Annotated in this window: 21 protein-coding genes; 10 read left to right on the plus strand and 11 right to left on the minus strand. The window is 63.4% G+C overall.

The window, feature by feature from the left end; translation table 11 throughout:
* Positions 1–30: 30 nt before the first annotated feature.
* From AC1Q5B_RS20185 to AC1Q5B_RS20210, 6 genes are all read right to left on the minus strand, one after another.
* Positions 31–2,412 (minus strand): heavy metal translocating P-type ATPase, encoded by a 2,382-nt coding sequence (locus AC1Q5B_RS20185; protein ID WP_492633226.1) that lies wholly within the window; start codon positions 2,410–2,412, stop codon positions 31–33.
* On the minus strand, positions 2,409–2,804 hold the full coding sequence (locus tag AC1Q5B_RS20190) for a MerR family transcriptional regulator (RefSeq protein WP_492633227.1): 396 nt from the start codon (positions 2,802–2,804) through the stop codon (positions 2,409–2,411). Before AC1Q5B_RS20190 ends, AC1Q5B_RS20185 begins: the two co-directional genes overlap by 4 nt.
* A gap of 90 nt (positions 2,805–2,894) precedes the next feature.
* Positions 2,895–3,434 (minus strand): DUF411 domain-containing protein, encoded by a 540-nt coding sequence (locus AC1Q5B_RS20195; protein ID WP_492633228.1) that lies wholly within the window; start codon positions 3,432–3,434, stop codon positions 2,895–2,897.
* 14 nt (positions 3,435–3,448) lie between these two features.
* A complete protein-coding gene (locus AC1Q5B_RS20200; protein ID WP_492633229.1) occupies positions 3,449–4,432 on the minus strand; it encodes a copper resistance protein B in 984 nt (327 codons plus the stop codon).
* Positions 4,360–6,162 carry a copper resistance system multicopper oxidase gene (locus tag AC1Q5B_RS20205; RefSeq protein ID WP_492633230.1) on the minus strand — a complete coding sequence of 601 codons (1,803 nt, stop codon included), beginning with the start codon at positions 6,160–6,162 and terminating at the stop codon, positions 4,360–4,362. The genes AC1Q5B_RS20200 and AC1Q5B_RS20205 overlap by 73 nt, the downstream gene beginning before the upstream one ends.
* Positions 6,163–6,281: 119 nt before the next feature.
* A complete protein-coding gene (locus AC1Q5B_RS20210) occupies positions 6,282–6,692 on the minus strand; it encodes a CopL family metal-binding regulatory protein (RefSeq protein ID WP_492633231.1) in 411 nt (136 codons plus the stop codon).
* Between the two features lie 144 nt (positions 6,693–6,836).
* Between AC1Q5B_RS20210 and AC1Q5B_RS20215 the strand changes: the two genes are divergently transcribed.
* Both AC1Q5B_RS20215 and AC1Q5B_RS20220 read left to right on the plus strand, forming a co-directional pair.
* Entirely contained in the window at positions 6,837–7,865 is a 1,029-nt protein-coding gene (locus tag AC1Q5B_RS20215; protein ID WP_492633232.1) for a glucokinase, read from the plus strand.
* A 322-nt stretch (positions 7,866–8,187) separates the two neighbouring features.
* Positions 8,188–9,090, plus strand: coding sequence for a LysR family transcriptional regulator (locus AC1Q5B_RS20220; protein WP_492633233.1), 903 nt, complete (start codon positions 8,188–8,190; stop codon positions 9,088–9,090).
* Positions 9,091–9,451: 361 nt separating this feature from the next.
* Here the strand turns inward: AC1Q5B_RS20220 and AC1Q5B_RS20225 are convergent, their stop codons facing one another.
* Positions 9,452–11,422 (minus strand): M61 family metallopeptidase, encoded by a 1,971-nt coding sequence (locus AC1Q5B_RS20225; protein WP_492633234.1) that lies wholly within the window; start codon positions 11,420–11,422, stop codon positions 9,452–9,454.
* A gap of 103 nt (positions 11,423–11,525) precedes the next feature.
* Here AC1Q5B_RS20225 and AC1Q5B_RS20230 point away from each other — a divergent pair, with 103 nt between their 5' ends.
* Positions 11,526–12,170, plus strand: coding sequence for a helix-turn-helix transcriptional regulator (locus tag AC1Q5B_RS20230; protein ID WP_492633235.1), 645 nt, complete (start codon positions 11,526–11,528; stop codon positions 12,168–12,170).
* Between the two features lie 183 nt (positions 12,171–12,353).
* Here the strand turns inward: AC1Q5B_RS20230 and AC1Q5B_RS20235 are convergent, their stop codons facing one another.
* From AC1Q5B_RS20235 to AC1Q5B_RS20245, 3 genes are all read right to left on the minus strand, one after another.
* Positions 12,354–13,823 carry an alpha/beta hydrolase gene (locus tag AC1Q5B_RS20235; protein WP_492633236.1) on the minus strand — a complete coding sequence of 490 codons (1,470 nt, stop codon included), beginning with the start codon at positions 13,821–13,823 and terminating at the stop codon, positions 12,354–12,356.
* A 253-nt stretch (positions 13,824–14,076) separates the two neighbouring features.
* Positions 14,077–14,196 carry a DUF5808 domain-containing protein gene (locus AC1Q5B_RS20240; protein ID WP_492633259.1) on the minus strand — a complete coding sequence of 40 codons (120 nt, stop codon included), beginning with the start codon at positions 14,194–14,196 and terminating at the stop codon, positions 14,077–14,079.
* 1,191 nt (positions 14,197–15,387) lie between these two features.
* Complete coding sequence (locus AC1Q5B_RS20245; protein ID WP_492633237.1) at positions 15,388–15,630, minus strand: hypothetical protein; 243 nt, start codon at positions 15,628–15,630, stop codon at positions 15,388–15,390.
* A 611-nt stretch (positions 15,631–16,241) separates the two neighbouring features.
* On the opposite strand from AC1Q5B_RS20245, the gene AC1Q5B_RS20250 reads away from it, so the two are divergent.
* Positions 16,242–16,694 carry a fasciclin domain-containing protein gene (locus AC1Q5B_RS20250; RefSeq protein WP_492633238.1) on the plus strand — a complete coding sequence of 151 codons (453 nt, stop codon included), beginning with the start codon at positions 16,242–16,244 and terminating at the stop codon, positions 16,692–16,694.
* A 437-nt stretch (positions 16,695–17,131) separates the two neighbouring features.
* Here AC1Q5B_RS20250 and AC1Q5B_RS20255 read toward each other — a convergent pair whose 3' ends face one another.
* Positions 17,132–17,269 carry a hypothetical protein gene (locus AC1Q5B_RS20255; protein ID WP_492633239.1) on the minus strand — a complete coding sequence of 46 codons (138 nt, stop codon included), beginning with the start codon at positions 17,267–17,269 and terminating at the stop codon, positions 17,132–17,134.
* A gap of 241 nt (positions 17,270–17,510) precedes the next feature.
* On the opposite strand from AC1Q5B_RS20255, the gene AC1Q5B_RS20260 reads away from it, so the two are divergent.
* From AC1Q5B_RS20260 to AC1Q5B_RS20285, 6 genes are all read left to right on the plus strand, one after another.
* The gene (locus tag AC1Q5B_RS20260) at positions 17,511–17,729 is read left to right on the plus strand and encodes a hypothetical protein (RefSeq protein ID WP_492633240.1); all 219 of its coding nucleotides are present in this window, start codon (positions 17,511–17,513) and stop codon (positions 17,727–17,729) included.
* A gap of 560 nt (positions 17,730–18,289) precedes the next feature.
* A complete protein-coding gene (locus AC1Q5B_RS20265) occupies positions 18,290–18,862 on the plus strand; it encodes an RNA polymerase sigma factor (protein WP_492633241.1) in 573 nt (190 codons plus the stop codon).
* Positions 18,859–19,935 (plus strand): FecR family protein, encoded by a 1,077-nt coding sequence (locus tag AC1Q5B_RS20270; protein ID WP_492633242.1) that lies wholly within the window; start codon positions 18,859–18,861, stop codon positions 19,933–19,935. The genes AC1Q5B_RS20265 and AC1Q5B_RS20270 overlap by 4 nt, the downstream gene beginning before the upstream one ends.
* A 114-nt stretch (positions 19,936–20,049) precedes the next feature.
* Positions 20,050–20,427 (plus strand): STN domain-containing protein, encoded by a 378-nt coding sequence (locus AC1Q5B_RS20275; protein WP_492633243.1) that lies wholly within the window; start codon positions 20,050–20,052, stop codon positions 20,425–20,427.
* Between the two features lie 77 nt (positions 20,428–20,504).
* On the plus strand, positions 20,505–23,087 hold the full coding sequence (locus tag AC1Q5B_RS20280; protein ID WP_492633244.1) for a TonB-dependent receptor domain-containing protein: 2,583 nt from the start codon (positions 20,505–20,507) through the stop codon (positions 23,085–23,087).
* 102 nt (positions 23,088–23,189) lie between these two features.
* Positions 23,190–25,727, plus strand: a complete 2,538-nt coding sequence (locus tag AC1Q5B_RS20285) for a S9 family peptidase (RefSeq protein WP_492633245.1) — start codon at positions 23,190–23,192, stop codon at positions 25,725–25,727.
* Positions 25,728–25,800: the final 73 nt, after the last annotated feature.

A 25,800-nucleotide genomic window follows, 5' to 3' on the forward strand; every position in this document is an offset into this window, starting at 1 on the left:
CAGGGCCGCCCCGGGGCGGCCCTGTCTGTTTCAGTCACCGGCGATCCGCGCATGCCGCAGGCGCAGCGCGTTGCCGACCACCGACGCCGAGCTGAGACTCATCGCCAGCGCCGCCAGCATCGGCGACAGCAGCGGCCCGCCGAACAGCCCCAGTACGCCGGCGGCCACCGGCACGCCCAGCGCGTTGTAGGCGAATGCGAACGCCAGGTTCTGCCGCATGTTGCGCACCGTCGCTTCGGACAGGGCCTTGGCGCGCGCGATGCCACGCAGGTCGCCCTTGACCAGCGTCACCTGCGCACTGGACATGGCCACATCGGTACCCGTACCCATGGCGATGCCGACGTCGGCGGCGGCGAGGGCGGGGGCATCGTTGATGCCGTCACCGGCCATCGCGACATGCCGTCCTTCCTGTTTCAGGCGTGCTACCAAGGCCGCCTTGTCCGCCGGGCGGACGTCGCCGTGGACTTCATCGATGCCCAGCCGTGCCGCGATGGCGCGCGCGGTGCGTTCGCCATCGCCGGTGGCCATGATGATGCGCAGGCCGCGCCGGCGCAGGGCATCGAGTGCGTCGGGTGTGCTGGCCTTGACCGGATCCGCCACGGCCACGTAACCGGCGAGGGCGCCGTCCACCGCCAGGAACATCACGCTGCCCCCTTCTTCGCGGAGCCGTTCCGCACTCGCCTGCAGTGCGTCCAATGACACGTGCTCTTCGCGCATCAAGGTGGTGTTGCCGAAGGCAAGACGGCGGCCGTCGACGCGCCCGCGCACGCCGATCCCGCTGCTGGATTCGAAGTCCTGCACCGGCGACAACACCAGCCCGCGATCGCGCGCTTCCTGCACCACGGCCTGCGCCAGCGGATGCTCGCTGCCGGCATCGAGGCTGGCCGCCAGCCGCAGCACGGCGGCGGCGTCGAACGGCGCCTGCGCGTACACGCTGTGGAAGTCCGGACGCCCTTCGGTCAGCGTGCCGGTCTTGTCGACGATCAGCGTGTCGACCTTGCGCAGCGTCTCGATCGCCTCGGCGTCGCGGAACAGCACGCCCGCCTGCGCGGCGCGACCACTGGCGACCATGACCGACATCGGCGTGGCCAGCCCCAGCGCGCAGGGGCAGGCGATGATCAGCACGGACACGGCGTTCAGGACCGCGTGCGTCCACGAAGGCTCGGGGCCGAACAGGCCCCAGCCGAGCAGCGTGGCCAGCGCCGCGGCGAGTACCGCCAGCACGAACCAGAACGACACCGTGTCGGCCAGCCGCTGCATCGGCGCACGCGTGCGCTGTGCCTGCGCGACCAGCTGCACGATCTGCGCCAGCACACTGTCGCTGCCGACTTTCTCCGCCCGGATCACCAGGCTGCCGGCGCCGTTCAACGTCGCGCCGATCACGCGATCCCCCGGCGCGCGTTCCACTGGCATCGGTTCGCCGGTCAGCATGGATTCGTCCAGATGGCTGCGGCCCTCCAGCACCACGCCATCCACGGGCACCTTCTCGCCCGGCCTGACCCGCAGGCGGTCGCCGGCATGGACGTGCGACAGATCGACGTCCTCTTCGCCGCCATCGTCGTGCAGGCGACGCGCGGTCTTCGGCGCCAGCCCGAGCAACGCCCGGATGGCGGCCGATGTCTGCGAGCGCGCCTTGAGTTCCAGCAATTGCCCGAGCAGGGTGAGCGAGACGATCACCGCCGCGGCCTCGAAGTACACGCCGACATGACCCTGCACGCGGAACGACGGCGGGAACAGGTGCGGCGCGAGCACGGCGACCACGCTGTAGCCGTACGCCGCCGCCACGCCGGTGCCGATCAGCGTCCACATGTTGGGGCTGCGGTGGCGGATCGATTGCGCCCAGCGCTGGAAGAACGGCCACGCGGCCCACAGCACCACGGGCGTGCTGAACGCGAACTCCAGCCAGGTCCGCACGGTGGGCGGGATGACGGTGAGGTACATGCCGCCCATGGCCAGCACCAGCGTGGCCACGCTGAAAGGCAGCGTCCACCGGAAGCGTCGACGGAAGTCGGTCAGCTCCGGGTTCTCTACCTCGTCCAGCCTGGGCAGCATCGGTTCCAGCGCCATGCCGCAGAGCGGGCAGGTGCCGGGACCGTCCTGCACGATTTCCGGATGCATCGGGCAGGTGTACTGCGCGCCGGCAGGAACGACGGCCGGCGGCGCGGAGGCGGGCTGCAGGTAACGCGGCGGATCGGCGACGAACGTCGTGCGGCAGCCGGCGGAACAGAAATGGTAGGTCTGGCCGTCGTGCTCCGCGTGGTGGGCGGTGCTTGCAGGATCGACCTTCATGCCGCAGACCGGATCGGTCGCGCTGGCGCCGCCCTGGTCCGGCGAAGCGGTGTGGCCGCGGCAGCAGGTCGCTTTTGCGGGTTCGGACGTGCGGCCGCCATGCGTATGGCCTGCGGGGCTCATGCCGTGCTCCCGAGTGCGCCGAGGATCGGGCAGTGATCGCGCGCGCCATGGCCGGGGCAGGCGTCGACCAGGTGACGCAGGCCGTCGCGGACGCGCTCCAGTTCCTCGATGCGTCGCTCGACATCGGCCAGCTTGGCCGCGGCGGCGGCGCGCACGGCGGCCATGTCGCCATCGCGTGCCTGGCTCAACGACAACAGTTCCTGGATCTCTTCCAGCGTGAAGCCCAACGCTTTCGCGCGACGGATGAAGGTCAGTCGCAGCAGGTCGCCGTCTTCATAGTGCCGGTAGCCGCTGGCGCTCCGCGCAGGCGGAGGCAGCAGGCCCTGTTTCTCGTAGTAGCGCACCGTGTCGATGGGGACGCCGGTACGGCGGGAGAATTGTCCGATGTTCATGGGGGACTCCTCGAAGTGCTGCCAGTCTGCACCCTGGAGCAGGGTCAAGAGTCAAGGGTTCGGGCGGCGTCCGTGCCGCCCGCTCACGTCTTACGGGGTGTGCTCCGCATAGGGCGTGGTCCGGCCTTGGCGGTCCAGCGCCAGCACGGTGTAGGGCGGCGCATCGACGCCTTCCGCCTCCATGCCCGGAGAACCCAGCGGCATGCCCGGCAGTACGAGACCGGCGATGGGAGGCTTCTCGCGCAGCAAGCGGCGGATGTCCGACGCCGGCACATGGCCTTCCACCACATAGCCGCCGATCGCTGCGGTATGGCACGACGCGTGCTGGGGCAAGATGCCCCACCGCTGCTTGACCGGACTCATGTCCTCTTCGACGCGGTCGTCCACGTCGAACCCCTGCTGCCGAAGGTGCTCGATCCACAGATGGCAACAACCGCAGTACGCATCGCGATGGACGGTGATGCGCGTTGCTGCGGGGACAACCTGCTTGGTCGTCGCGGGCGTGCCTGTGGACGATGCCATGGCGAGCCCGGCATCCACCGGTGCCGTAGCGGTCTGCGAGCAGGCGGCGAGCACGGCGGCGAACAATGGCGCCGAAGCGCGGTGGAGCAGTGCGATGCGGAACTCCATGCTGTTCTCCTCCATCAGAACCAGAGCCTCACGCCGGCCACAACCCGGGTGTCGCGTGGCGACTCACCGGCTTCACGCCTGAGATCCGCTGTATGGCCCAGTGCGCGTTCGTGCACGACGCCGATATAGGGTGCGAAGCGGCGGGTTACCTCGTAACGCAGGCGCAGTCCCGTCTCCACGCCGGTGAAGCCACGGGCGATGCCGTAAGCCGGATCATCCTTCGCGGCGATATCGACCTCCACCAGGGGCTGCAGGATCAGACGGTTGGTGATGCGCAGCGTGTACTCGGCCTCGAGGTTCGCCGCGACCTGGCCACCTTCGCCGAGGTAGGCGGTGGCCGACACCTCGAACCGGTATGGCGCCATGCCCTGTAGGCCGAAGGCCGCCCAGGTACGGGCATCGCCCGGCTTGGCGTCGTGTTTCACACCGGCCACCACGTCCCACCAAGGCGATACGCTGCGTCCGTACAGCAGTTCCAGGTCTGCGCTTTCCGTATGTCCGCCCACGCGCTCGCCTTCACTGCGCAGCCACAGGCGGTCGGTGTCGGTGCCGAACCAGGCGATGGCTTCCCAGGCCTGGCCCGTCCCCTCATCGGCGTCCCAGGCTTCCAGCCGGTTGAACGTCACCTTGTGGTTGACCGCGGGTGCGTGCTGCATGGCGTGGTGGTCGATCACAGGAAATGCAGCGGCCAGGTCCTCCGCGGTGATGGGCGGAATCGCTTCGCGCGGTGCGGTGGAAGATACGTCGTGACCGTCGTGGCCCATTGCCGCGTGGTCGTGCGACGCGGGTTCGTCCTGTTCCGGCGCCGCGACAGGTTCGGCCATCGCATGTCCGGTGTGGTCACGGTGCTGCGCGACGGCGGGTGCGGCGAAGGCAAGCGCGAACGCGGCAGCGATCCGCAGGGGAGCAGGGGAGGGGATCGTCTTCATGCTTCGATCCTCACTTCCCGCATCATCCCGGCTTCCATGTGGTAAAGCAGGTGGCAGTGGAACGCCCATCGCCCCAGCGCGTCGGCGCGCACGCGATAGCTGCGGCGCGTGCCGGGCGGCATGTCGATGGTGTGCTTGCGCAGTTGGAATGCGCCGTCTGCGCTCTCCAGATCGCTCCACACGCCATGCAGGTGGATCGGGTGCTGCATCATCGTGTCGTTGACCAGCACGATGCGCATGCGCTCGCCGTACTTGAGCTTCAGCGGCTCGGCGCTGGCGAACGGGATGCCGTCGAACGACCAGGCGAACTTCTCCATGTGGCCGGTCAGGTGCAGCTCGACGGTACGGCCGGGCTCACGGCCGTCGGGATCGTCGAACAGGCTGCGCATGGCACCGTAGGTCAGCACGTGGCGTCCGTTGTCGCGCAGGCCGATCCCCGGATCGTCCAGCTTCGGTTCGCTGGCGGACGACTGCATGTCCACCAGCGGGTTGCCGGTTTCGCTGGCAGGATGCTTGGGCGCCGTCGAGGCCGATGCGTGCGCGCCGTGATCCATCGCGCCCATGTTCGCGCCGCAACCGCCTTCGCCCATCATGGCGCCGCAACCGCCCTCCATGCCCTTGTGCGTGCCGTGCCCGCTCATGTCGTGGCCCATGTCGGCCATCGTCAGCAGCGGACGCGCGTCGCGTGCCGGGATGGGCGCTTCCAGTCCATCACGCACGGCCAACGTGCCGCGCGCGTAACCGGTGCGGCCCATGTCCTGCGCGAAGATCGTGAAGGCGTCCTGGCCTGCCGGTTCGACGATCACGTCGAAGGTCTCCGCCACCGCGATGCGGAACTCGTCCACGCTGACCGGATGGATGTACTGGCCGTCGGCGGCGACCACGGTCATCTTCAGGCCGGGGATGCGCACGTCGAAGTAGGTCATGCCACTGCCGTTGATGAAGCGCAGCAGTACTTTCTCGCCGGGCTTGAACAGGCCGGTCCAGTTGCCGGCAGGCGCGGAGCCGTTCATCAGATAGGTGTACGTGTGCGCGTTGATGTCGGAGATGTCGGTCGGCGTCATCCGCATCCGTCCCCACATGCCGCGGTCCTTGACCGTCTTCGCCAACCCGTCGCGGCGCGCATCGCGCACGAAGTCCACCAGCGTGCGCTGGTAGTAGTTGTCGTGTTCCGGCATCTTCTTCATGCGCCGGTACAGGGCAGCAGGATCGAGATCGGTCCAGTCCGACAGCAGCACGACGTGTTCGCGGTCGTGATGGTATGGCGCGTGCTCGCGTGGATCGATGATCAGCGCGCCGTACAGGCCGGCCTGTTCCTGGAACAGCGAGTGGCTGTGATACCAGTAGGTGCCCGACTGTTTCAGCTGGAAGTGGTACCGGAACGTCTCGCCCGGCGCGATGCCGTTGAAGCTCAGGCCTGGCACGCCGTCCATGTTCGACGGCAGCAGGATCCCGTGCCAGTGGATCGAGGTCATGTCGCGCAGCCGGTTGGTGACGCGGACCGTGACCGTGTCGCCCTCCCGCCAGCGCAGCGTAGGCGCGGGAAGGCTGTTGTTGACGGTGATCGCCGGTCGCATGCGACCGGTGATGTCGACCGGCATCGCGCCGATGTTCAAGGCGAAGTCGGTGCCGGCGACCAGCGCCGCGCCGCCCCGGCGCGTGGGCGTACCCGCGGAAGCGGGCAGGCGGGCCAGGCCGAGGCCCAGTGCGACGCCGCCGGTCGCCAGGCCAGTGACGAACTGGCGGCGTGTCGGCCGGAACGCCCTCAGGCGTCCGGGTGTGGATTCATCGTGATTCATTCAAAGCATCCTGTGCATCGTCGGCGCTCCGCGCGTGGCGCGGCGGCGTCCGTCGTGATCGTGGAAGCGGCGCGCGACATACGCGCCCGCAGTCATGCGCAAGCCGCGGAAACGCGGCTTCAGGCCACCAGGATGGGAGGTCGCAGACGGTGCGGCAGCCGCACCGATGCATGGGCGTCCGCACGATACGCCGGCGTGTCCGCCACCGGATAACGCGCGTCCAACGGCGGCAGCCAGGTCAGGGCAGGCGCATGCTGGGCACAGAAGCCGTCGCAGTTGCCGGAGGTGCAGCAATCGTGCAGGCCGTCAGGGAGGTTGCGATCGTCCGCTGACGATCCGTCACCGCTCTCCATCGGCATGGCCATGTCCATGCCTTCATGGCACGGCGATGCATCGGGAACGACGCCGGCATCCGCGGCCACGGCAATCCCGTTAGACGCCATGCGTCCGGCGGCGTGCACGGACACGGTGCCGTTGAGCAGCAGCGCAAGGCAGAGCAGGGCGCGGAGCAGGGTGGCGACGCGGGACATGGACGCATGATACGCCAGACTGCGGACATACCTCGGCGTAGGGACTCAGGCACTACAGGATCGCGGGGCACCGGCCTGCCAAGGCGGACCGGGACACGATATCCTTGCCGGGCTTTTTGAAGACTTCGGCAGCATGGCGATCGCATGGCGGGCACGGTAATGATGAGCAAGGTGCCGGCGGGCGGCCCCACCGATTCCTCCCAGGATCCGCTTCCGACCCGGATCATCGTCGCGGATGTGGGCGGTACGTATGCGCGCCTCGGCTGGATCGACGCCAGCGGCAGCAACGAGATCCACGACTACCAGCGGTATGCCTGCGCCGAGCATGCGGACCTCGCATCGATCCTGCGCCACTACAGGGCCGGCACGGCGTGCCAGGGGGCCGTCGTGGCGATCGCCGGTGTGCTGGAAGGCGACCGGCTGATCAATTCCAACCTGCCGTGGGCCGTGTCCGTGGAACAGACACGCGCCGGCGCCGGGCTGGCGTGGGTGCAGTTGATCAACGATTTCGAGGCCGTCGCCAACGCCGTCCCCACGCTGGCGCCCGATACGCTATCGCCGCTGACGGCACCGAGCGTTTCCGGAACGTCGTCGCCGGCGTTGGTGATCGGCCCGGGCACCGGTCTGGGCGCTGCGGTCTGGATCGAAGGCCAGCCGCCACGCGTGCTGCCGACGGAAGTCGGCCAGGCGTCGTTGGCCGCCGGAAATGCTCTGGAGTTGGACATCGTCCGCCGTCTTCTCAAAGACCGGCCGTACCTGCACAACGAGCACGTGCTGTCAGGGCCCGGACTCATGAATCTGTACCGTTGTCTTTGCGAGCTCCGCGAGGCGACGCCGGTGCACGCGGACGCCGGCGCGCTGGTGGGTGCGGCCGACTCGGATGCGCTGGCGCGGGAAACGCTGGAAACGTTCTGCGGCTGGCTGGGCAGCGTCGTCGGCGATCTGGCGATCATCTTCGGTGCCCGCGTCGTTTACCTCGCCGGTGGCGTGACCGCGCACATCCCGCAGTTCCTGCACGACGGCCGTTTCCTGCAGCGATATCTCAACAAGGGCGTCATGACCGAGCAACTGGAACGGGTGCCGGTGTGGCGTGTGGAGCATGGACAGCTCGGGTTGCTGGGCGCAGTGGCTTGGTACAGGCAGAACCGGAAGGATGTCGGTTTTCCTGATTGATGGAAGCTGGAATACCCCTTAAGAATCCGCCACATAGCGCGGAGGCTCCACGTTGGCGAGCCGTGGGTGTCGCATTTGGACACGATCTAGGGAAATTCAGCGGCCCCGGCGGCCTATGCCGTTGGGGAATGTGGAAGAATTCCGGTACGACCCTTGTAGCGGTTAAATCAAGGCCGCGTATTGTGGAAAGGCCGGACGACGCGCCTGTGATCAACCATGTCTTCATCGGGGACTGCCTGTGGGGTAGGCACACAGGGTAAGAGCCCGGACGGCGTATGATAAGTCGCACCAATACGAACGAGCTGGTGAGTGATATTCACCAATGAAGAGTATCAGCCTCCCCGATCTGAGAGCATTCGCGCTCGTGGCGCGATACCGCAGCTTCCAGAAGGCCGCCGATGCGCTGGGCGTATCGCGGTCATCGCTCAGCCATGCCTTGAAGGGGCTCGAGCGCCAACTAGGCGTTCGCCTCCTGCATCGGACCACTCGCAGCGTTGCGGTGACGGAAGACGGCGAACGGCTGCTGCAGCGCCTGGTTCCGCTGTTGCGGGAACTGGACGATCTACTGGATGCAGTCAGTCACGGGCAGGACGAACTGGTCGGCACGCTGCGCATCAACGCCAGTAAGGGCGGTGCGCGCTGGTTGCTCCGGCATGCCGTGCCGATGTTCCAGCAGCGTCATCCGCTTGTCGAGCTGGATCTCGTCGTCGAAGGCCAGCTGGTGGACATCGTCGGCGAAGGCTTCGATGCCGGCGTGCGCCTGGCCGAGTCAGTACCGAAGGATATGGTGTCGGTACCTTTCGGCCATGACGTCCGTTTCGTTGCGGTGGCCGCGCCGGACTACGTCGAGGCATTTGGAGCGCCGGTGACACCGGCGGATCTGAGGTCCCATCGCTGCATACGCCAGCGGCTCTCCAGCGGCAAGCGTTACCGATGGGAATTCGAGAAGGGCACACAGCAACTCGCACTGGATGTTCCCGGCATGCTGAGCCTGGACGACAACGACCTGATGGTCGAGGCGGCCACCGACGGCCTTGGAATAGCCTACGTCCCGGAGTCCTTCGCCCGGCCCGCACTGGACAGCGGCGCGCTGGTCCAGCTGCTGGAAGACTGGACCCCGGCGTCACCGGGCCTGTGCCTCTACTACGCCAGCTATCGTCATGTGCCCGCGCCGTTGAAGGCGTTCATTGCGATCGTTCGTGAGGCGACGCAGAATCGAGGCTAGCCAGAATCGCCCCTATTGACCTTTCACTGGCGTTGCACAGCGCGGTGAGCATTCGCGCAGCGCTCGGAAAATCGCTCACAGTCGGTGGTGACGGCTTCAATAACCCGCCGGCCGCGTCCGCTTCTACCGGGCTCAGCGGAATGCAGCCAGGCGTGACGCGCTGCCGGCAGCGGCGGCTTTCGACCCGAAGCGGACTTCGCTGAAATAGAAGATGGGCATTGTTATCAGGTGTGCGCGTTGCGCCGCCGACTTCTGCGGTAAAGCCAGCCCGGCATCAATCGACCGGCGAGGAGCGCGCGAAGTTTTGAGCGCCTCGGGCCAACGGCCCCGTAGTTGCTCCGCAGTAGTTTGAGAGCTGCTTCTAAGGCGATCGTGAATTCAGGAGTTGCGCCAGCCGGTCAGGGCGGCCGCCGATTCTGCGCAAATGCGGATAGCGCGCTCCTCCGTCATAATCGATCTCCAGGTCGGACCTATAGGCGCCTTGGCTGATCCGTACTGCCACCGGTTCATCAACGCTTCTGGAAATCGCGCCCAGTAGCGCTTCGCGAGAGAACGCTTCGCCATTGATCGCCTCCACTACCGCCCCTGGACCAATGCCAGCGCGGAATGCCGGGCCTTCCCAAGTGACCGACTGCACTCGTCCGTGCGCGTCGACCACCATGCCAATGGAATGGCGTACATCGTACCCTCCCATCTCCGCCTCGTTTTGCAGGAAAGTGGCCGTGGGTTTGTCGTCATAGACCAGTTCCCAGCCGGCGCGAGCCAAGCCGCCGAGTACCAGCGGCACGTGTGTGTCGAGCCGTTCGTCGAGGTGTTTTGACCAGTCGATGGGCAACAGCCTGTGCAGGGCGGCACACAGATCATCGAAGGTGTAAGTGTGCGGACCTGGCCCAAGCTCGGCAGAGTAGAACGCGGCAGCCAAGTCGTCCAAGCCGTACCGGCCGCCGGAACCGTCCCGAAGCATCATGTCGACCTCTAGCCAGAGCAGGACTCCCTCTGTGTAGTAGTCCTTGCGGCGCTGCCACTCTGGCCACACTGCGGCGCGGCCCGACATGTAGAGCGAGTCATTGGTGGTGTCGCGGAGCGTCTTCCACGCCCGGCCGTTCGCAGCCTCGACGTTGGCCGCATCCAGTGCGAGCTTATCCAACGTCTCCTGATGGCTGCGGAGACCACTTCTGGCCGCCAGTACTCGCCCCCAGAACTCGGTCTGACCTTCGTAGCTCCACAGCATGCCGTTGCGTATTGGGGTGTTCGGTGTTGGTGTCCATTGTCCGACCGGCACACGAAAGCGGCCGTTCCATGCGTGCACGTGCTCGTGGACGATCAGGTCGAGGTTGTTGAGCTGGCGGGAACGGTCCCGGAAGTAATCCGCAGGGAGATAGATCTCAGCCGAATCGGCGTGCTCAACGCCCCCGGGAGGGAACGCGTCGCTCAGGATCACCATGGCCTCGAACCTTGCGTATGGCGCTCGGCCGAATACCGCGTGGGTTTCCCGCATCATGCGGCGCATGTCAGCCGCGTCCTGCTCCGACAGATCTGGAGTTTCTCCGCTGTCCGAAAGAAGGCTCAGCCGGAAGGCGGGCTGTCCGGGCAGTCCCAAGTCGTGAGCGCGGACGTGTCTGGCCGCTATCGCCGGCGCGTCCAACAACGTGTCCAAGTTTGTGACCGCGTACCTCACCGATCCGTCGGAGGTATCTTCAGCATGCAACGAAGAAACAGCATGCAGGCCACTCGGGATACGGACAGCTGCCTGGACGGGGATATTGCTCGCGTACCAGCCAGCGGGGTAGAGCAGTAGCCTTTGCCACTGCACTGCGACCAGGTCCGGTCCCAGGATTGCGTCGCCCGGCCTTACTGCGTACTGGAACTCGACGGTGATGTCGTCGACACCTTCAGGCACATCGAGATGGAAGGCGTGCATTTCGTGCTCATCCCTCCGCCACTCCAGACGCTGCGAGCCGGCGAACGCCATCAGCCCCGTCAAACTTGCCGCTGACAGCGTGCGCGCGTGACTGGATGCTTCCCATGCTGGGTACAGCAGGGTTGTCCTGCCTGGCGTCTGCACAGGAATGGTTTCCCGGACACGGAACACCCTGCGGGCCACGTCCCGGGCATCAACCTCGAGTCGTATCGTGCCTTCGAATCTGCGGTCCTGCAGTGTTGCGATCTCAGGCTGATGCGGACCCCACTGCGGACGACCGCCTGCAGCGGGTGCGACGCCTAGCGTGCACACTGCGCCAAGGATCAGAACCAGCCAACGGGATATGACGCCAGAACTTCTATCGCTTTCCACTTCGCGCCTCGCTGTCGTCGCCCCGGACCTCTGGGGCACGTACAATAGGTGCGTATAGACAAATTGTAAATAGTAGATTATTTGAAAAGATGGCTGGGATCGGGCTACCCTGCTGGCTTCCCGCGCACCGCCACATACTGAAATGCCGAATCATCCCCGTCGTGTCGCGGCCCTTGTGCCGTATTTCCCCGTCGCCGACGCGGTAGCAGCCTTGTTCCGGCCCCACGTAGAAGTGGTCGTCCATGATCTCGTGACGATGAAGATCGCCCACATCGCCAATCCGATCTCCAAGCGCAAAGTCGGCGACAGCTCCAATGGGGATCGCTTTCCGGATGAGGCACTGGAGCATCAAGTGATCGGCCCCTATCGCAAGACCCACACGGATGGCCGCAACATGCGTTGCATAACTACGGTGATACGCGATGAGAAGGGGCATCCGCATGGAATGCTCTGCGTCAATTTCGATGTAACCATGCTGGAGCGCGTCCGCGACAGCCTTGGGATTCTGGCCTTCCTGCCTCCGTCGCCTGAGCCTGAAAGCTTCTTTCACGACAACTGGCGACAAGTGCTTGAGCGGATCGTCAGCCACCATGAAACCGAGCAAGGGATGTCAGCCCGGGACTTGGGCGCTTCTGGACGCCGTGAAGTGATCGCCCGATTGCATGCGGCTGGGATTCTGGATATACGCAACGCTGCGCCGGCGGTCGCCAGCAGGATAGGCGTCTCCCGTGCCTTGCTTTACAGATATCTGAAAGAGATTCGGGGACTCGACCCGGCTGCCGGATAACTTTTGGGCGCCGCCGCTTGGCGATCGCTTTGACTCGGGCGTTGGTCTATGTCCGCTTCTGGCCGGAAGCGCACTACCCACGTCATCTCATTACTAGCAGGCCTCACAATTATCGGATCGAAAAGTGCAAGTCACTTACATCCAAGTATGCGGACAGCATCACTAGTCTCGGCGGTGTGGCGATCAGGGCAGTGGCGCTTTGAACTTCGGCTGCGCAAGGACAACGTGTCGAGGCAGGTCCGTCATGTCTCCCGTTTTTAGATAGTCGAGGAGATGATCCAGCACGCCAGGATTCTGGTCGGCCAGATCATAGATGGCTCCATGACCGCCGCGGCGGACGATGACCAGGCGGCTGTTCGGGAAGTAGCGCTGCATCTCCAGCGAATTCTCGATAGGTGTAGATGTGTCCCAGTCGCCGTGCAGGAAGACCACGGGAATCGGGCTCGTGATTGGAAGTCGAAACTCGTCCCCTACGTCGGGTGTAGGCCATAGGGAAGCGGCGGCCATTGACGGAGCGAAGCCCCAAGTCCCGAGGTATCGGACCGCGGGATCATTCGCGAGAAGCCGACCACGGGTCTTCGAAACGTTCAGGCTGGTGTCGATCAACGGACCGATAAGCGCGGCCGGCGCGTCTCTCAAGGGGCGCCGACTGGCCGCTACCTCCTCGGCCCACGCTTCGTACCTTCCCTGATGGATAGCGATGATGCGCGCCGGCCACTCCGATGGGCGAGCGACGAGGTTGAGCTTGAAGTCCTCTGGACCGAGCACGACCTGCTCGCCAGATTTCAGTCGGACGGTGAGCGTGGCTTCCTCAAGACGAGAGAGAGTCTCGTCGACGGCTTGGCGGATGCCGCCTCGCGGAAGCGATGCACTAAGACGTGGATCGACCTCCGCCTCCGCGGCGATACGCATCAACGCTGCCCACACGTGGGACGGCATGTCATAGCTGTTGTCTAGCGGCTCGACGCCAGACAGGAGTGCGCGCTCAACCGTCTCCGGATGGAGCCGCATGACCGCAAAGCTCCATTGCGATCCATAGCTGAGCCCGAACAGATTGATCTTAGCGTAGCCAAGCGCCACACGCAGGTCATTCAGGTCCTCGGCGCACTGAACGACGGTGTAGCCGGCCAGATCGTGATCCGGATAGCGGGCCAAGGCTCGGCGGACGACGGATGGGGCGGCTTCGAGTTCATCGTCCAGCCGCGCCGGCCGGTCCAGCGACTGTCCATCGGGATTGTGGTTAAAGCCAAGCCGTTCAGAAGGACCCGAGGCGCCCCGCTGGTCCATGACGACTACGTCTCCCGCACGACGGAAGCGAAGTACGTCCCGGCGCTGCTTGAATGCGCCGAACCAGTCGAGGCCAGACTTGGTAAAGGCTTCGATGTAGCTGTCGCCCGGACCGCCTGGCAGCATGAAGACCGGCGGCGCGGCCTCTTTGGTTGTCCCCTTTATCCGCATGTAGCGAACGGCGATCAGCCGGCTGTCCGGGCGGGCGCGGTTCTCCGGCACATAGATGTGGCCGAGCTCATAGCGGACAATCGACAGGCCGACGAGCAGATAGTGTGTGCTTGCCCTTAGTTCACCGTGTTTGGGCGTTTGGTCAGCTGTTGCCGACCTTCCAGAACAACCGGTGATGATCAGTAATGCGGCCATCAAGAAGGCAATCGCCGAAGGCCGAGTCAATCTCATGGCGCTCCCCAGCACAGATGGACAACTGCAGTCTAGCTAGAAAGCTGCGACAGGTGGGTGGGGCGATGGCGAGGTGTAGTCCTGCATATCCCGTTGGATGTTAGGCGAGGCGTAGACGCACCCGTCATGTACGGCGTCTTCAGAGACGGAACATCCCATGGTCGAAACCGGCCGCCGCGGCGATCACCCACAAGATGGTGAGCAGCGTAGCGATGCCTCAGGGATGCGCGACATTGATCGTCCAGCCCAGCAGTGGGACTCTCTTCGGCACCCAGAGCCGGGTGTCATGGGGAGAGTGATGGAAGCCGACGCCGCTTCGCGGCGCGGCTTGATTCAGGCGTCAAGGCTTTTTGGTCGGGGGGAACAGCTTATCGATTCCTGGATTTTTCCCGACCTCATACCATCCGATCTTCGTACTCACGATCGTACCGCGCACCGGATTCGATGGCTTGGGCCGGGCTGTTCTCGCCGGCACGCATTCACTGGTTGCGGATGGACAGTACCAGCATCCGTTCGCGGTGCAGAGATCGACTTCACCCTTATCGTTAACAGACCACGCACATTTTGGCCCGGCGTCTATGCACACGCCCACTGCGTTCCTGCCATCTACCGCCTCTGCGGTACCGCAGAAAAACCCACCCATCAAGAGTACTGTGGCAATCAATAGGGATTTCATAACACCCTCCTTTTTGTCGGAACCCCTGTAACAAAGTCGACGGAGAGCCTCGGCGAGGGGGGACACCGTCTGTCGGAAGACGGTCATATGCGCGATTACGAACCGACGTGCGCGACGCAGGACTAGCCCAGCACTCCGATCATGATGGTCTCTCGATCAAGTCCACACCCACTCTAATGGCGCCGCCGTGCGGAACTTCCAGTCGTCCCGAGAAAGAAGTGATCCGACCTAGAGATACTGACGAAGTCCTGGCAAAAGAGGGCGCCCTTATTCGCGGCCAGTTCGGATGACGTGATGTCGACTGTTTCCAGATTTTCCGACGGCGTGACGGCCATCAGGCGAGGAGGAAGACTGGCGCTACGCAAAGTTGGACCATGGACGTCCGCTTTCGACCCATAGCGGACATTCGGTGAGATAGGAGTTTGCACAGCCTGAAAAAGGTTGTCACGAATCAGCTCAACAAGTTGCGTCCAACATCACCGCGACTGGATAGAGCCTAAGTGGCGCCATGTACCGCCGTGAATGACCCTAAGCTAGCATTGAGGTCAATGTGAAGAAGTACCCGTTGGCATCCAGCATGTCGCGTAGCTTCTGCTCGGCCGGAATTCGGCTAATGGCCTGTCCCGCCCAAAGGCCGTAGCACGGACGGATGCCGTAGCCAGCATTGTCCTGGGCACGACGGCTTACGCTGACATCAGGTGAATCACAAGCCGTGGCCCATATCGCTGTCAATGCCGTTGGGCCAATGGACTGGCCAACGCCCAAACGAAGAACGAAGACCTGCCGTCTTTCGTTCCGAGCTTTTGTCCGATAGTAGCGCAGTGGCATCAGCTCTGATCGCTTCGATGGCGACTAATGGAAGTTGCCCGACCAACGAGAATGGTGCGTAGATGCATACCATTGCTGAGCACGGGAAAGAGCCTCCGGCTTAGTAAGATCGGCATTGGCGAAGAAGAGCCAGCAAACGTCACCTTCGAAGTTTTTCTGCTCATGAACAAGGCGAAATGAATTCAATCGCGAGTCCATCTCCGGATCAAGACGACTGTCGATGCACTCAACGCTTTGCGGCGAAATAGCTAACGAGATGCTATTCATGGCTGCGATACCGTGCACCCGAGGTCACAAGCGCCAACCCGCGTCGCGTGCTCGGTCCTGCGCGACGAAGTGCCGTGGTTCTTCCTGACCAGAAGGACGTCTCCTCTTCGGCATGCTTATCCCTTTGCTGCACGAAGCACTGAACAAGATTGGACTTGGCTATCGCCACGTAAGGTTCGACCGCATCTCTAAGGACGGGCCATCCCTCATTCTCGGCACACTGCAGCGCACGCTCCCTTAGGGCATGAGTGATGTTCTGAAACGGGGAATCGGTCGAAACGACACGGTGTCGTTTGATAGTCATGGCAGCTCCGGCAAATTGTGCGAGCCGGCACACTGCGGGCGCGAAAGCTAACCAAGCATCGGAATTCCGCGTTGTACGAAGCTATCACGTTACGGGCGGAATAGAACGTGATCTTGCGGATAGCGTCACACCAGACTAACAACCAAAGGCGCAGGGTGCGGGTGTTGCGGTGCAATACCGTATCGGCTGCTCAGCCGCGCTCCACCCCTCCTACTCTCCGCATTGAGCTCGCGCCTGGCATTTCGCCCGGCCACGGCTTTGGCCGTCCGTTTGACCCTGATACGGGTCTACTTCGTAGGAAATTCCCATGGAAATGCAACAGAAAGAAGGCCTCTCCCAGCAGAATCTGTTGGGTACGCTGAAGACCAACAAGTCCTTCTCGACCTTCATCAATGCCATCGACAAGGCAGGCCTTACGGCCTCACTGGCGGGGGATGAGCAGTTCACGCTTTTTGCCCCAACTGACGAGGCATTTTCCGGTCTACCGACAGGTGCGCTCGATCGGTTGCTCGAGCCTGCCAATAAGGATGAACTGACTTCAGTGATCAACTATCACTTGGTCAGTGGCCGCAAGACGACGACCGATGTCGGGAAATGGCAATCGGCGCGCACGGTGCACGGCCAGACTGCGCCGATCAAGGTCACTGAAGGCAAGCTCAGCATCGGTGCCGCTCGTGTGACGCTCCCGGACATCCTTGCCAAGAATGGCGTGATCCACGGCATCGACAAGGTCAACCTCCCGGAATCCAAACCTAACTAAGGTGCGGATGCAAAGGACTACCAGCGGCGGGGAGGAATTCCCGCCGCATTTCTTCCTTCGGTAGTTGAACTCCCATGGGCCCATCTATCAAACACCACGTATCGGTCTCAATCGGCGTTGGGGCGGACCGCGCTAAGATCGCTACCGCTCTTATGAACAAGATCGCCTATCAGCTGAGGCCAGCCAGTAAGACGACGATGTCGCCCTGCGCGCGATGCTGCAGGCCCAGTCCGGGCGGTCAGCCTTGCGCAAAGTGTCTGACAGACGAGTTGGGCAGCCTCATTGAGAATCATGGTGCAGCGGCACGTTGGCTTGAGTCGACCAAACAAGCCACTCAAGACGAAGGCACGGTGCTCCGGTATGCAGGACTCGCAACCGTAGGTTGAACGCTTCCAGTACCTCATAAGCGAAGAGCCCCTGTCTGGGGCTCTCTATGCTCAGGGCTTCTTCTGCTCTTGACCGCGTTTCTGGTCCTGCTGCGGCTTTGCCTGTCTGCCAGTCTCGTCTTTTAATTTCTGTTGGCCTTTCTCGCTGGGCTTACCTTGCGAATCGCGCTGGCCAGTGTTGCTGCTCATCGGAACGTCTCCTACTCGGCGAAATGCTGAGCACCACGAAGCTGCGCCGCCCGATGTGATCGGTGTGTGCTCAACGGATATGGGGCAAAAATTATGCCGACGTGCCGCCTGGGCGTGAAATGCCTTACGGCGAGATGCAGGCAGGCTTTTCCAGCGAGTACCGGGGCCGGTAGAGATTGACTACTAATTGGTGATAGTGATGAGAACAGCATCAGAGCTCAGCGCTTGTCTACGAGAGAGCATGGCGAGGCTGCGCGACGAACAAGTCGGTTGTGACGCTCGGGGTTTCGTCAGAGCACTACGTGCGCAGTTGCTGGCCGACGCGCCCGAAGAGATGCGATTTTCCATCTGGGCGCGCCTGGCTGCAATGGACAAGGTACTGGACGAGAGAGAAGCGGCCTTTCGAAGCTTTGCGAGGAGGACGGTTGCGCAAGAAAATGCTGACGCTGATGCGGGCTGATCATCCGTTGGCGCCCGAACGGCCTTGGTGCGATTTTGGAGTGCTTCGTGATTCCTATTCTGCGCGACATGCAGTCCGCTTATGGCCGGAACCGGACATCGACGAGGCAGCGAATTAGGGATCGTTATCAAGGGCCAAGGATATCTCTGTCCCACCTGAATCGTAAATTCCCTCTCCAGAAGCCAATTACCCCGCACGGCGCGATTCTCTAATCGGTCAGCCTTGGTTGGGCGCTTTAGCGAAGTATCGCGATCTATGCGTGGTCCGGAACGGATCATGCCAAACTAGCCCGCTGCAGCCATTGCAGGTTCCTAGTGGGAACTATTCTCCGGGCCCTGCGAGCTGATAGCCGGCACAATATTCATGCTTTCCCCTATGGGCAGGGGGGCGAGCGCACTACCATCGAGCCCCCATAATCTGACAAAGACGGGCGAGGGCAAGATTTCCGCCACTCTCTCCGAAATCATCTACATAGAGCGCTATTGCAGGTGATTTTTCTTTGCAATCAACGGCGATGGGCGGTATAGAAACTGCTCTTTCGTCCGTGAATTGTCTTGCCCATGCCACCCGACCGTCATGCGTGGTTCCTGAACCAGGTCTTCTGCCATCGCCCGATGCTGCAGAAATACCTGCGCACGTACTTGTCGTCGGACGAGGACATCGAGGACGTGATCCAGGACACTTATCTCCGGATCTACGGCATCCAGGACTACACCTCTGTCGAATCCCCAAAGGCTCTGCTGATCACCATCGCCCACAATCTCGCCGTGGAGCTTGGACGTCGTCGCAGCAGCCGCGCGACGGACGCGGTAGCGGATGTGGATGCCTTGGGCGTCTCTTCAGACATGCCGCAGCTGGAGGAGCAGCTCGATGCCAGGCGACGGTTCGAAGCGTTTTGTCTGGCAGTCGATAGTCTGCCCCCCATCTGCAGGCGCGTGTTCGTACTGCGCAAGGTCTACAAGCTCTCGCAGGCCGAGATCAGCGCTGTGCTGGGGATTTCTCAGAGCACCATCGAGAAGCACGTCGTCAAAGGCATGGTGCGCTGCCGGGACCACCTGCGCAGCAGCGGTCTGTCAGCGGAGGGGACGGCCAAGCTTGGGGATGCGCGCCTTGGCCAGGGAGAAGGCACATGAGTGACGTACTGAAGTTCAGGACTCTGGTGGAAGTCGAAGAAGAGGCCGCGACATGGGTCTGGCGCCTGGACGGCGAGCAGGTCGATCCAAGGCTGCACGTGGAGTTCGAGCAATGGCTGCGACGTGATCCGAGGCACCGGATTGCGTTTCAGGAGCTCGGCGGCGTCTGGAGCTCGCTCGACACCTTGGCCGAAGCCAAGCGCGACGAGAAGGTCGCAACCTTCGTCGCCGAGGAGCGTCGTTTGCTCGCGCAGCCCAAGCCGACGCAGCGCCACGTGCCGCGTTGGGTTGGCGTGGGCATGGCGGCCAGCGTCCTCATCGCTGCGAGTGCGGCGTTCTGGCACCAGCAGGGCCAAGAGTCGCAGACGCTTTCTACCGCGGTCGGTCAGCATCGCAATACCACTCTGTCTGACGGTTCAACTGTGGATCTCAATACCAACTCCATTGTCGAGACCCACTTCACTCGCGGCGAGCGCGCGGTCTACTTGCGCAAGGGCGAGGCGATGTTCACCGTCGCAAAGAACGCGGATCGCCCATTCGTGGTGATCGCGGGTGACGCGCAGGTCCGCGCCATTGGCACCGCGTTCAACGTGCGGATGCATGACGACGGTAAGGTCGAGGTGATTGTCACGGAAGGCAGGGTCGAGGTCTCGCAGCCCGGTGTCCGGCAGCGAACTGGGGCTGAGGCTTCCGATGCCTCCGGGCGCATAACGGCAGCACCGCGCAGCGAACTGACGCGCGGTGAGCGCTTCCAGTTGGGCGAGCCATCACCCGTAGACAAGCTGTCTGGCGCGACCGTCGCAAGTGCACTGGCTTGGCGCGAAGGCGCGGTGGTGTTCGATGGCGTGCCGCTCTCCAAGGCGATTGAGGAACTGAATCGCTACGCCGACACGCGTCTCGTGATCGCGGATCCTCGGATCCAGGACATGCGAGTAGGCGGGCGGTTCCGTACCGGGGACGTGGATGGTTTTGTTGCTGCTCTCACACGCGCGTTTCCAATCACGACGAGGCGCGGAGCGGACAACCTGATTTACGTGCACGCGCGCGAGACTGCTCCGACGGTCATGCAGTGAACTGCTGTCGTCGATAAAGATAAAACTGCCTTCTGGCAACGCGTAGCGGAAATCTCTCGCTGGCCCGTCTATGGATGATCGGCGCTATCGCGTCGCAATCGGCGTCATCGATCTATGGGGAAGATCTTCAGGGCAGCCGGGGCAGGGCTTCTGGCGGCATGGCTGTTACTGAGCGCCTGCGCCCAGGCGGATGAGGCATGGACGCAGTTTGATATCAATGCCCAGCCAATGGGTGCCGCGCTGAATGAGTTCGCACGGCAGGCCGACGTGACGTTGATATTTTCCTACGACGCGGTACACGGCGCCCGTAGCCAAGCAATATTTGGGCAATTCACAGTCGACGAAGGGCTTGCACGCCTGTTGCTCGGCACGCAGTTGTCATTTACGAAATCGAACGATGGCACCTACATGGTGTGTCGCGCGGCTGAGTGTGCCGCGCACGCGATCGATCCTCGATCGCATCCTCAGTCGACTCGCTCGACCAAGCAGTAGCGGAAATTTTCTATCCGCCCGTCTCCATAGTCAGCAGTGTCCAAACGCCAATACCTTCTCGGGGAGAGAATGCAAGCATGAGCCGCCATCCTGCGATCAACAATCTCAAGTGCACCGTGCTGTGCAGCGCCTTGGTCTTTGCCCTGGCGTCGAGTGGCTTTGCAGGCAGCGCATACGCGCAGGTGAAGCACGAACGCAAGACCTTCGAGGTTCCTGTGCAGTCGGCGGTGTCGGCGCTCAATACCTTCGCGGAGCAGGCCGACATCACGCTCGTGTTCTCGCCCGAGGCAGTCACGGGCGTGACGGTTCAACCGCTGGCGGGCAGCTACACGACGCAGGAAGCCATGTCTGCGATGCTCCAGGGCACGGGACTCGCCTGGCAAGCGATCGATGACGACACGATTTCCATCAACTCGCGTGCTTCAGCACCCCCGGCTGCCACTCGCAGCGAGGCGCAGGATCTGCAGAAGGTCACCGTCACCGGTACGCGCATCCGTGGCGGCGCGACGCCGTCGCCGATCATCACGATCGGTTCGGAGCGGATCCGCGAGGAGGGATTCACCGATCTCGGCGACGTGGTCCGCAGCATGTCGCAGAACTTCAGCGGTGGCCAGAATCCCGGGATCAGTGCTGGCGCGGAAGGCGGTGGCTTCTTCAACGTCAATACCACCGGGGGTACATCGGTAAACCTGCGTGGCATCGGGCAGGACGCAACCCTGACCCTGCTCAACGGCAGGCGCATGTCTTATGGCGGCTACGCACAGTCCGTCGACATCAGTGCGATCCCGGTCGAGGCCGTGGACCGGATCGAAGTCGTGACCGACGGCGCGTCCGCCATCTACGGTTCGGATGCGGTGGGTGGCGTGGTCAACGTGCGACTCAAGCGGGATTTCGATGGCGTCGCGGTCGGTGCGCGCTACGGGCAGGCGACGGACGGCGGTCTGACGACGCGGGAGTACACCGCGACCGCCGGCACGACCTGGGAAAGTGGCGGCCTGATCGCGACCGTGAAGAAGGCCAGCAATGACCCGATCCGTTCGGACCAGCGCGACTACACGCGAACGATGTTCGTGCCGTCTACCTTGTACCAGCAGGCAGATGTGCGCAGCGGCCTGCTCAGCATGCACCAATCGCTGGGCGACACTGTCGAACTGCATCTTGATGCGCTCAGGACCGAGCGCGAAATGGAGACGAAAGTCGGCTACGCCGCGTTCCACTTCCGACTGCCTACCGAAACGACGACCTCACTGGTCTCGCCCGGGATCGTGCTCGCGCTGCCCGGCGACTGGTCCCTCAATGCCAGCGCGGCGCTCGGCAAGGATGAAACCCTCAGGATCACGAACCAGGTGGTGAATGCCACGGGAGCGACAACCCTCATCAGCTACGACTACGCCAACGAGAGCAGGATGTACGAGCTGGGCGCGGAAGGTCCGCTTTGGTCGATGGCCGCAGGCGATGCCAGACTGGCGCTTGGCGCGGGCTACCGCCACAACGACTTCCTGTATCAGTTCAACAATCGCCCGAGTGCGGACGGCGATGAGGGCAGTCGCTTCGCATATGTCGAGCTCGACCTGCCGCTGGTAAGCCCGGCGCAGGGCATCTCCGGAGTTCATCGACTCGGCCTGACCGGCGCCGTGAGGACCGAGGACTACGACAGCTATGGCCGCGTCACGACACCGAAGGTCGGCATGATCTATTCCCCGAATGCCGACTGGACGATGAAGGCATCCTGGGGCAAGTCGTTCAAGGCGCCCACCCTCTACCAGGGCTACATGGGGCAGTTCACCTATCTCTATCCCGCGACCACCTTCGGGGGCGGCAGCTTCGGACCAGGCGCGACTGCGCTGTACGTCAATGGTGGCAGCCGCGAACTCGGTCCCGAGCGGGCAAGGACATGGAGTGCATCGATCGCGTTCCATCCCGAAGCGATTCCTGGCCTAGAAGCGGAACTGACGGCATTCAAGATCGATTACACCGATCGCATCATCCAGCCGATGACGACGGTCAGCGAGTTGTTGCGTACGTCCACCTATGCAGACTTCATCCGCTATTTCCCAACGGCAGCGGAGCAGGCGGACCTGATCGCGCAGACCCAGTTCGCCAACTACACCGGCGCTCCCTCCGATCCCGCCGCGATGGTCGCGATCATCGACAACCGCTTCGTCAATGCGACGCAGCAGCGGGTCGAGGGCATCGATTTGTCGGGCGCCTACCGGTTCGACCTTGCAGCGGGCCGCCTGACGCTGCGTGGCTCGCTCAGCTGGCTGGACATCGAGCAGGCGCTGAGCGCTAACTCTGACTTCCTGGCGGGTTCCGGCCTGTTGTTCTACCCGGCCGAGACCAATGGCCGGGCAGGTGCGGTCTGGAACCTGGGTGGCTTTACAGCGTCGCTGTTCGGAAACTATAGAAGTGGCGTCACCAGTCCCATCGACGGCGACAAAGGTGCATCGTTTACCACCTTCGACACCACGCTGCGTTACGAGACCGGCGCGGGCGACGGAGTCTTTGCCGATCTGGCGTTCGAGTTCTCCGCGCAGAACCTGTTCGATCGTCCGCCACCGCTATACCTGGTGACGACACCCACCAACGCGCCTTTCGACTCGACGAACTATTCGGCCATTGGCCGGTTCATCAGCGTGTCGGTGTCGAAGCGCTGGTAAGCGCGACCGGCGAGACCTTGTGTCCTTTGGCTCCGCGATCCGGTGGACGGCGAGTGTCGCTGTCCGTGCCACGTCGCCCGGCTGCTGCGTGAGGAAATTTTGATGTCGAAAGAACCGCTCCTGCATGGTTTCCGCACCCGGCGTAGCGTCCTGCTCGGCCTTGCGTCATGCGCGACGGTCGGCTTGTCGTGGAAAGTGATGGGTCAGGAGGTGCAGGACGACGGCTCGCGGCCGTCGACGGATATTGCGGCAGGGGCGGGCGACGGCCGCCGACCTTACACGTGGGAAGACGCGCTGGCGCGGGCGGAGATCAATGCTGCACAGGTGTCGAGCCGAGGCGATGTCGCGCTCGTGACGATCCGGCCGTTGTCGGCGGGTGGCCCCCACTTCGGCAACGCGCGCCTGGAAATCGCCAAGCGCGGCGAACTCTGGCTGAGCGATCGCAACCTATCTTCTTTCCGTAAACTCGACCTCGATGCCCGTTGGGTGTGGGCGCCTGCTTTCTCTCCCGACGGAACGCAATTGGCGGCACTGACCACGGGCGACGATGGGCGCGTTGTGCTGGCGATCTGGGACGTGGCCGGTGGCGAGGCCGCGCTGCACGAGGGCGTCAACGTAGACATCTACGGCAGGCTCAGGACGCAGGACCGGGAGCAACAGACACCGTTGGGTGCGCCCCAGACACCCTTGCAGTTCGTGTGGGCAGGCAACCGCCGCATCCTCTTCCTGGCCGCGGGCGAACAGCAGACCCAGTTCGAACTTGCGGGGCTGTCGTGGTCGGAAACCCATGGATCCCTGCGAGGTAAGGCATTCCGCGGTGAGGTTTCGGTTCGCACCTGGGAGCCCCAGTCGCCGACCTGTTTTGCAGGCCGGCAACTAATCGCACTCGAGACCGCCACGGGGGAGATGTCGCAGCTCTATAGCGGTGACCTGCGTGGCGTTTCGGTGTCGGGCGACGGTCGATGGGCCGCCATCCTGCAGGCGGATACGCGCGTTTCGATCGGTGCCGAAGCCGCGCAGAATGCTCCGCTGCGATTCACCGGCATCTACGACGATCCCATGGTGTCGTGTTCGCTTGCCTGTGTGCGGTTGGACGACGGGACCGGGTTCGACGTGCCCGGGTTCGCGGCCGTGGGTAACGCTGCGCCCAGTCGTCTCCCGCTCTGGTCGGAAGACGGGCGACGCGTCGCGGTGCCCTCCCGGCTCAGCTATTCGCCCGCGGCTGCTACCGGTGATGACGCGTGCTGGGAACTCGACGTGGAGACGCGGGAGACGCGCAGCTGGCTTGCCGCTTCAGCCGCCGATGCCGAGTTCATCGCAGCCTTGGTCGTTGCGAACGACTCCCGGGGCGTCGATCAGGTCATCCGACAGCGACGGCCAATCGAAGCGCCACTCACAGGAAGCGTAGGGCAGATCAGCGCACGTGCCTGGGCGCTTGGATCCGGCGTGGTGGTCAAGTGGAACGGGAACAGCCTGCATCTGGTCTTGGGTGAACAAGAGCGCCTGTTGAGTGATCAGTGCATCGCCGTTGCGTCACCGACCGCATTGTCGGAAGGCGGCCACCTGATCGTCGCATTGCGCAAGAACAACGGCCTGGACGCCTTCCAGTTGGCGCCGGGAAGCCAGCATCGAACGCAGCGCAGCGATATGCCGGAGCGGGCGAGCCTGCTGTGCGTCGCAGCCGATGGTCACGTGATCTGCAAGCAGGACGCGGACGACGGCAGCCGTGTGCTCGTGTCGGTGGCCGGCCAGCCGGCAATGGCTGCTCCATTCGTGTTGAACCGACACCTGGCTGCAGTGCGTCGCCCGCGGGCGCGTGAGATCGAAAGGACCGCCGCGGATGGAACCCGGCTTTCCGGCATCCTGCTGACACCGACCAACGAACCTGTCGGCGGTCGGTCGCCGGTGATCATGTGGGCCTATCCGAACTCCACGCCAAGGTTGGATGGCTGGATGACGCGCATCAATGACGGCACGGCGGTCGTCTATCCATTCCAGCACCTGCTTGCGCAGGGGTTTGCCGTATTCGAGGCGCCGCTGCCGATGAGGCAACGCCCGGACAATGCCGATCCCCTCGAGTACGTGTCCGCATCGCTTGTCCCTTGGCTGGACATCCTTGATCGCCAACCTGAAGTGATGCCCGGGCAATACGGCTTCTGGGGCCATTCGGATGCCGGCTATGCGGCACTGGCGCTCGAGGCGACAACGGACCGCTTCAAGGCGATCGCGGCTGCCTCCACGTTCCCGGATCTTGCGGGATCGTCGTACTCGGCGCACTTGGCGATCCAGTCGCTTGACTGCGCCGGCGATCTGATCCAGGCGAAGCGCTTCTATTACGAGGCTGGCGATCAGCACTATCGCGTAGGCGGCAGCCTGTGGCGAAACGCGGATGGCTTCGTGCGCAACAGCGCAGTGTTTCGCATGGAACACGCAGTGACGCCCATGCTGCTGCTCGTGGGCGAGTACGACGCCGGACCGCGATCGATGGAACAGGTCTACTCGGTGCTCCGCGGCAAGGACGTTCCTGTCGAACTCGCCTACTACTGGGGCGAGGGGCACGTGATCAACAGCCCGGGAAACCTGCGGGACTTGTGGGCACGCAGCGAGCGATTCTTTCGGCGGCACTTGCAGCCAGGTTGACTCCTGCTGGATGTCATGCCGAACCAGAACGGTTTCCCAGCCGACGCGCATCAATGGACTGCGCATCGTGCCA

The sequence above is a fragment of the Pseudoxanthomonas sp. GW835-FHT14C01 genome (assembly GCF_058793715.1).

Excerpts from the sequence above, each read along its gene's own strand:
- AC1Q5B_RS20215 (WP_492633232.1), top strand. The coding sequence starts at position 6,837 with ATGGCGGGCACGGTAATGATGAGCAAGGTGCCGGCGGGCGGCCCCACC.
- AC1Q5B_RS20210 (WP_492633231.1), bottom strand. The coding sequence starts at position 6,692 with ATGTCCCGCGTCGCCACCCTGCTCCGCGCCCTGCTCTGCCTTGCGCTG.
- AC1Q5B_RS20280 (WP_492633244.1), top strand. The coding sequence starts at position 20,505 with ATGAGCCGCCATCCTGCGATCAACAATCTCAAGTGCACCGTGCTGTGC.
- AC1Q5B_RS20195 (WP_492633228.1), bottom strand. The coding sequence starts at position 3,434 with ATGGAGTTCCGCATCGCACTGCTCCACCGCGCTTCGGCGCCATTGTTC.
- AC1Q5B_RS20255 (WP_492633239.1), bottom strand. The coding sequence starts at position 17,269 with ATGAGCAGCAACACTGGCCAGCGCGATTCGCAAGGTAAGCCCAGCGAG.
- AC1Q5B_RS20220 (WP_492633233.1), top strand. The coding sequence starts at position 8,188 with ATGAAGAGTATCAGCCTCCCCGATCTGAGAGCATTCGCGCTCGTGGCG.
- AC1Q5B_RS20235 (WP_492633236.1), bottom strand. The coding sequence starts at position 13,823 with ATGGCCGCATTACTGATCATCACCGGTTGTTCTGGAAGGTCGGCAACA.
- AC1Q5B_RS20245 (WP_492633237.1), bottom strand. The coding sequence starts at position 15,630 with ATGAATAGCATCTCGTTAGCTATTTCGCCGCAAAGCGTTGAGTGCATC.
- AC1Q5B_RS20200 (WP_492633229.1), bottom strand. The coding sequence starts at position 4,432 with ATGGGCGTTCCACTGCCACCTGCTTTACCACATGGAAGCCGGGATGAT.
- AC1Q5B_RS20260 (WP_492633240.1), top strand. The coding sequence starts at position 17,511 with ATGGCGAGGCTGCGCGACGAACAAGTCGGTTGTGACGCTCGGGGTTTC.
- AC1Q5B_RS20230 (WP_492633235.1), top strand. The coding sequence starts at position 11,526 with ATGCCGAATCATCCCCGTCGTGTCGCGGCCCTTGTGCCGTATTTCCCC.
- AC1Q5B_RS20190 (WP_492633227.1), bottom strand. The coding sequence starts at position 2,804 with ATGAACATCGGACAATTCTCCCGCCGTACCGGCGTCCCCATCGACACG.
- AC1Q5B_RS20275 (WP_492633243.1), top strand. The coding sequence starts at position 20,050 with ATGGGGAAGATCTTCAGGGCAGCCGGGGCAGGGCTTCTGGCGGCATGG.
- AC1Q5B_RS20205 (WP_492633230.1), bottom strand. The coding sequence starts at position 6,162 with ATGAATCACGATGAATCCACACCCGGACGCCTGAGGGCGTTCCGGCCG.
- AC1Q5B_RS20285 (WP_492633245.1), top strand. The coding sequence starts at position 23,190 with ATGTCGAAAGAACCGCTCCTGCATGGTTTCCGCACCCGGCGTAGCGTC.
- AC1Q5B_RS20265 (WP_492633241.1), top strand. The coding sequence starts at position 18,290 with ATGCCACCCGACCGTCATGCGTGGTTCCTGAACCAGGTCTTCTGCCAT.
- AC1Q5B_RS20250 (WP_492633238.1), top strand. The coding sequence starts at position 16,242 with ATGGAAATGCAACAGAAAGAAGGCCTCTCCCAGCAGAATCTGTTGGGT.
- AC1Q5B_RS20270 (WP_492633242.1), top strand. The coding sequence starts at position 18,859 with ATGAGTGACGTACTGAAGTTCAGGACTCTGGTGGAAGTCGAAGAAGAG.
- AC1Q5B_RS20185 (WP_492633226.1), bottom strand. The coding sequence starts at position 2,412 with ATGAGCCCCGCAGGCCATACGCATGGCGGCCGCACGTCCGAACCCGCA.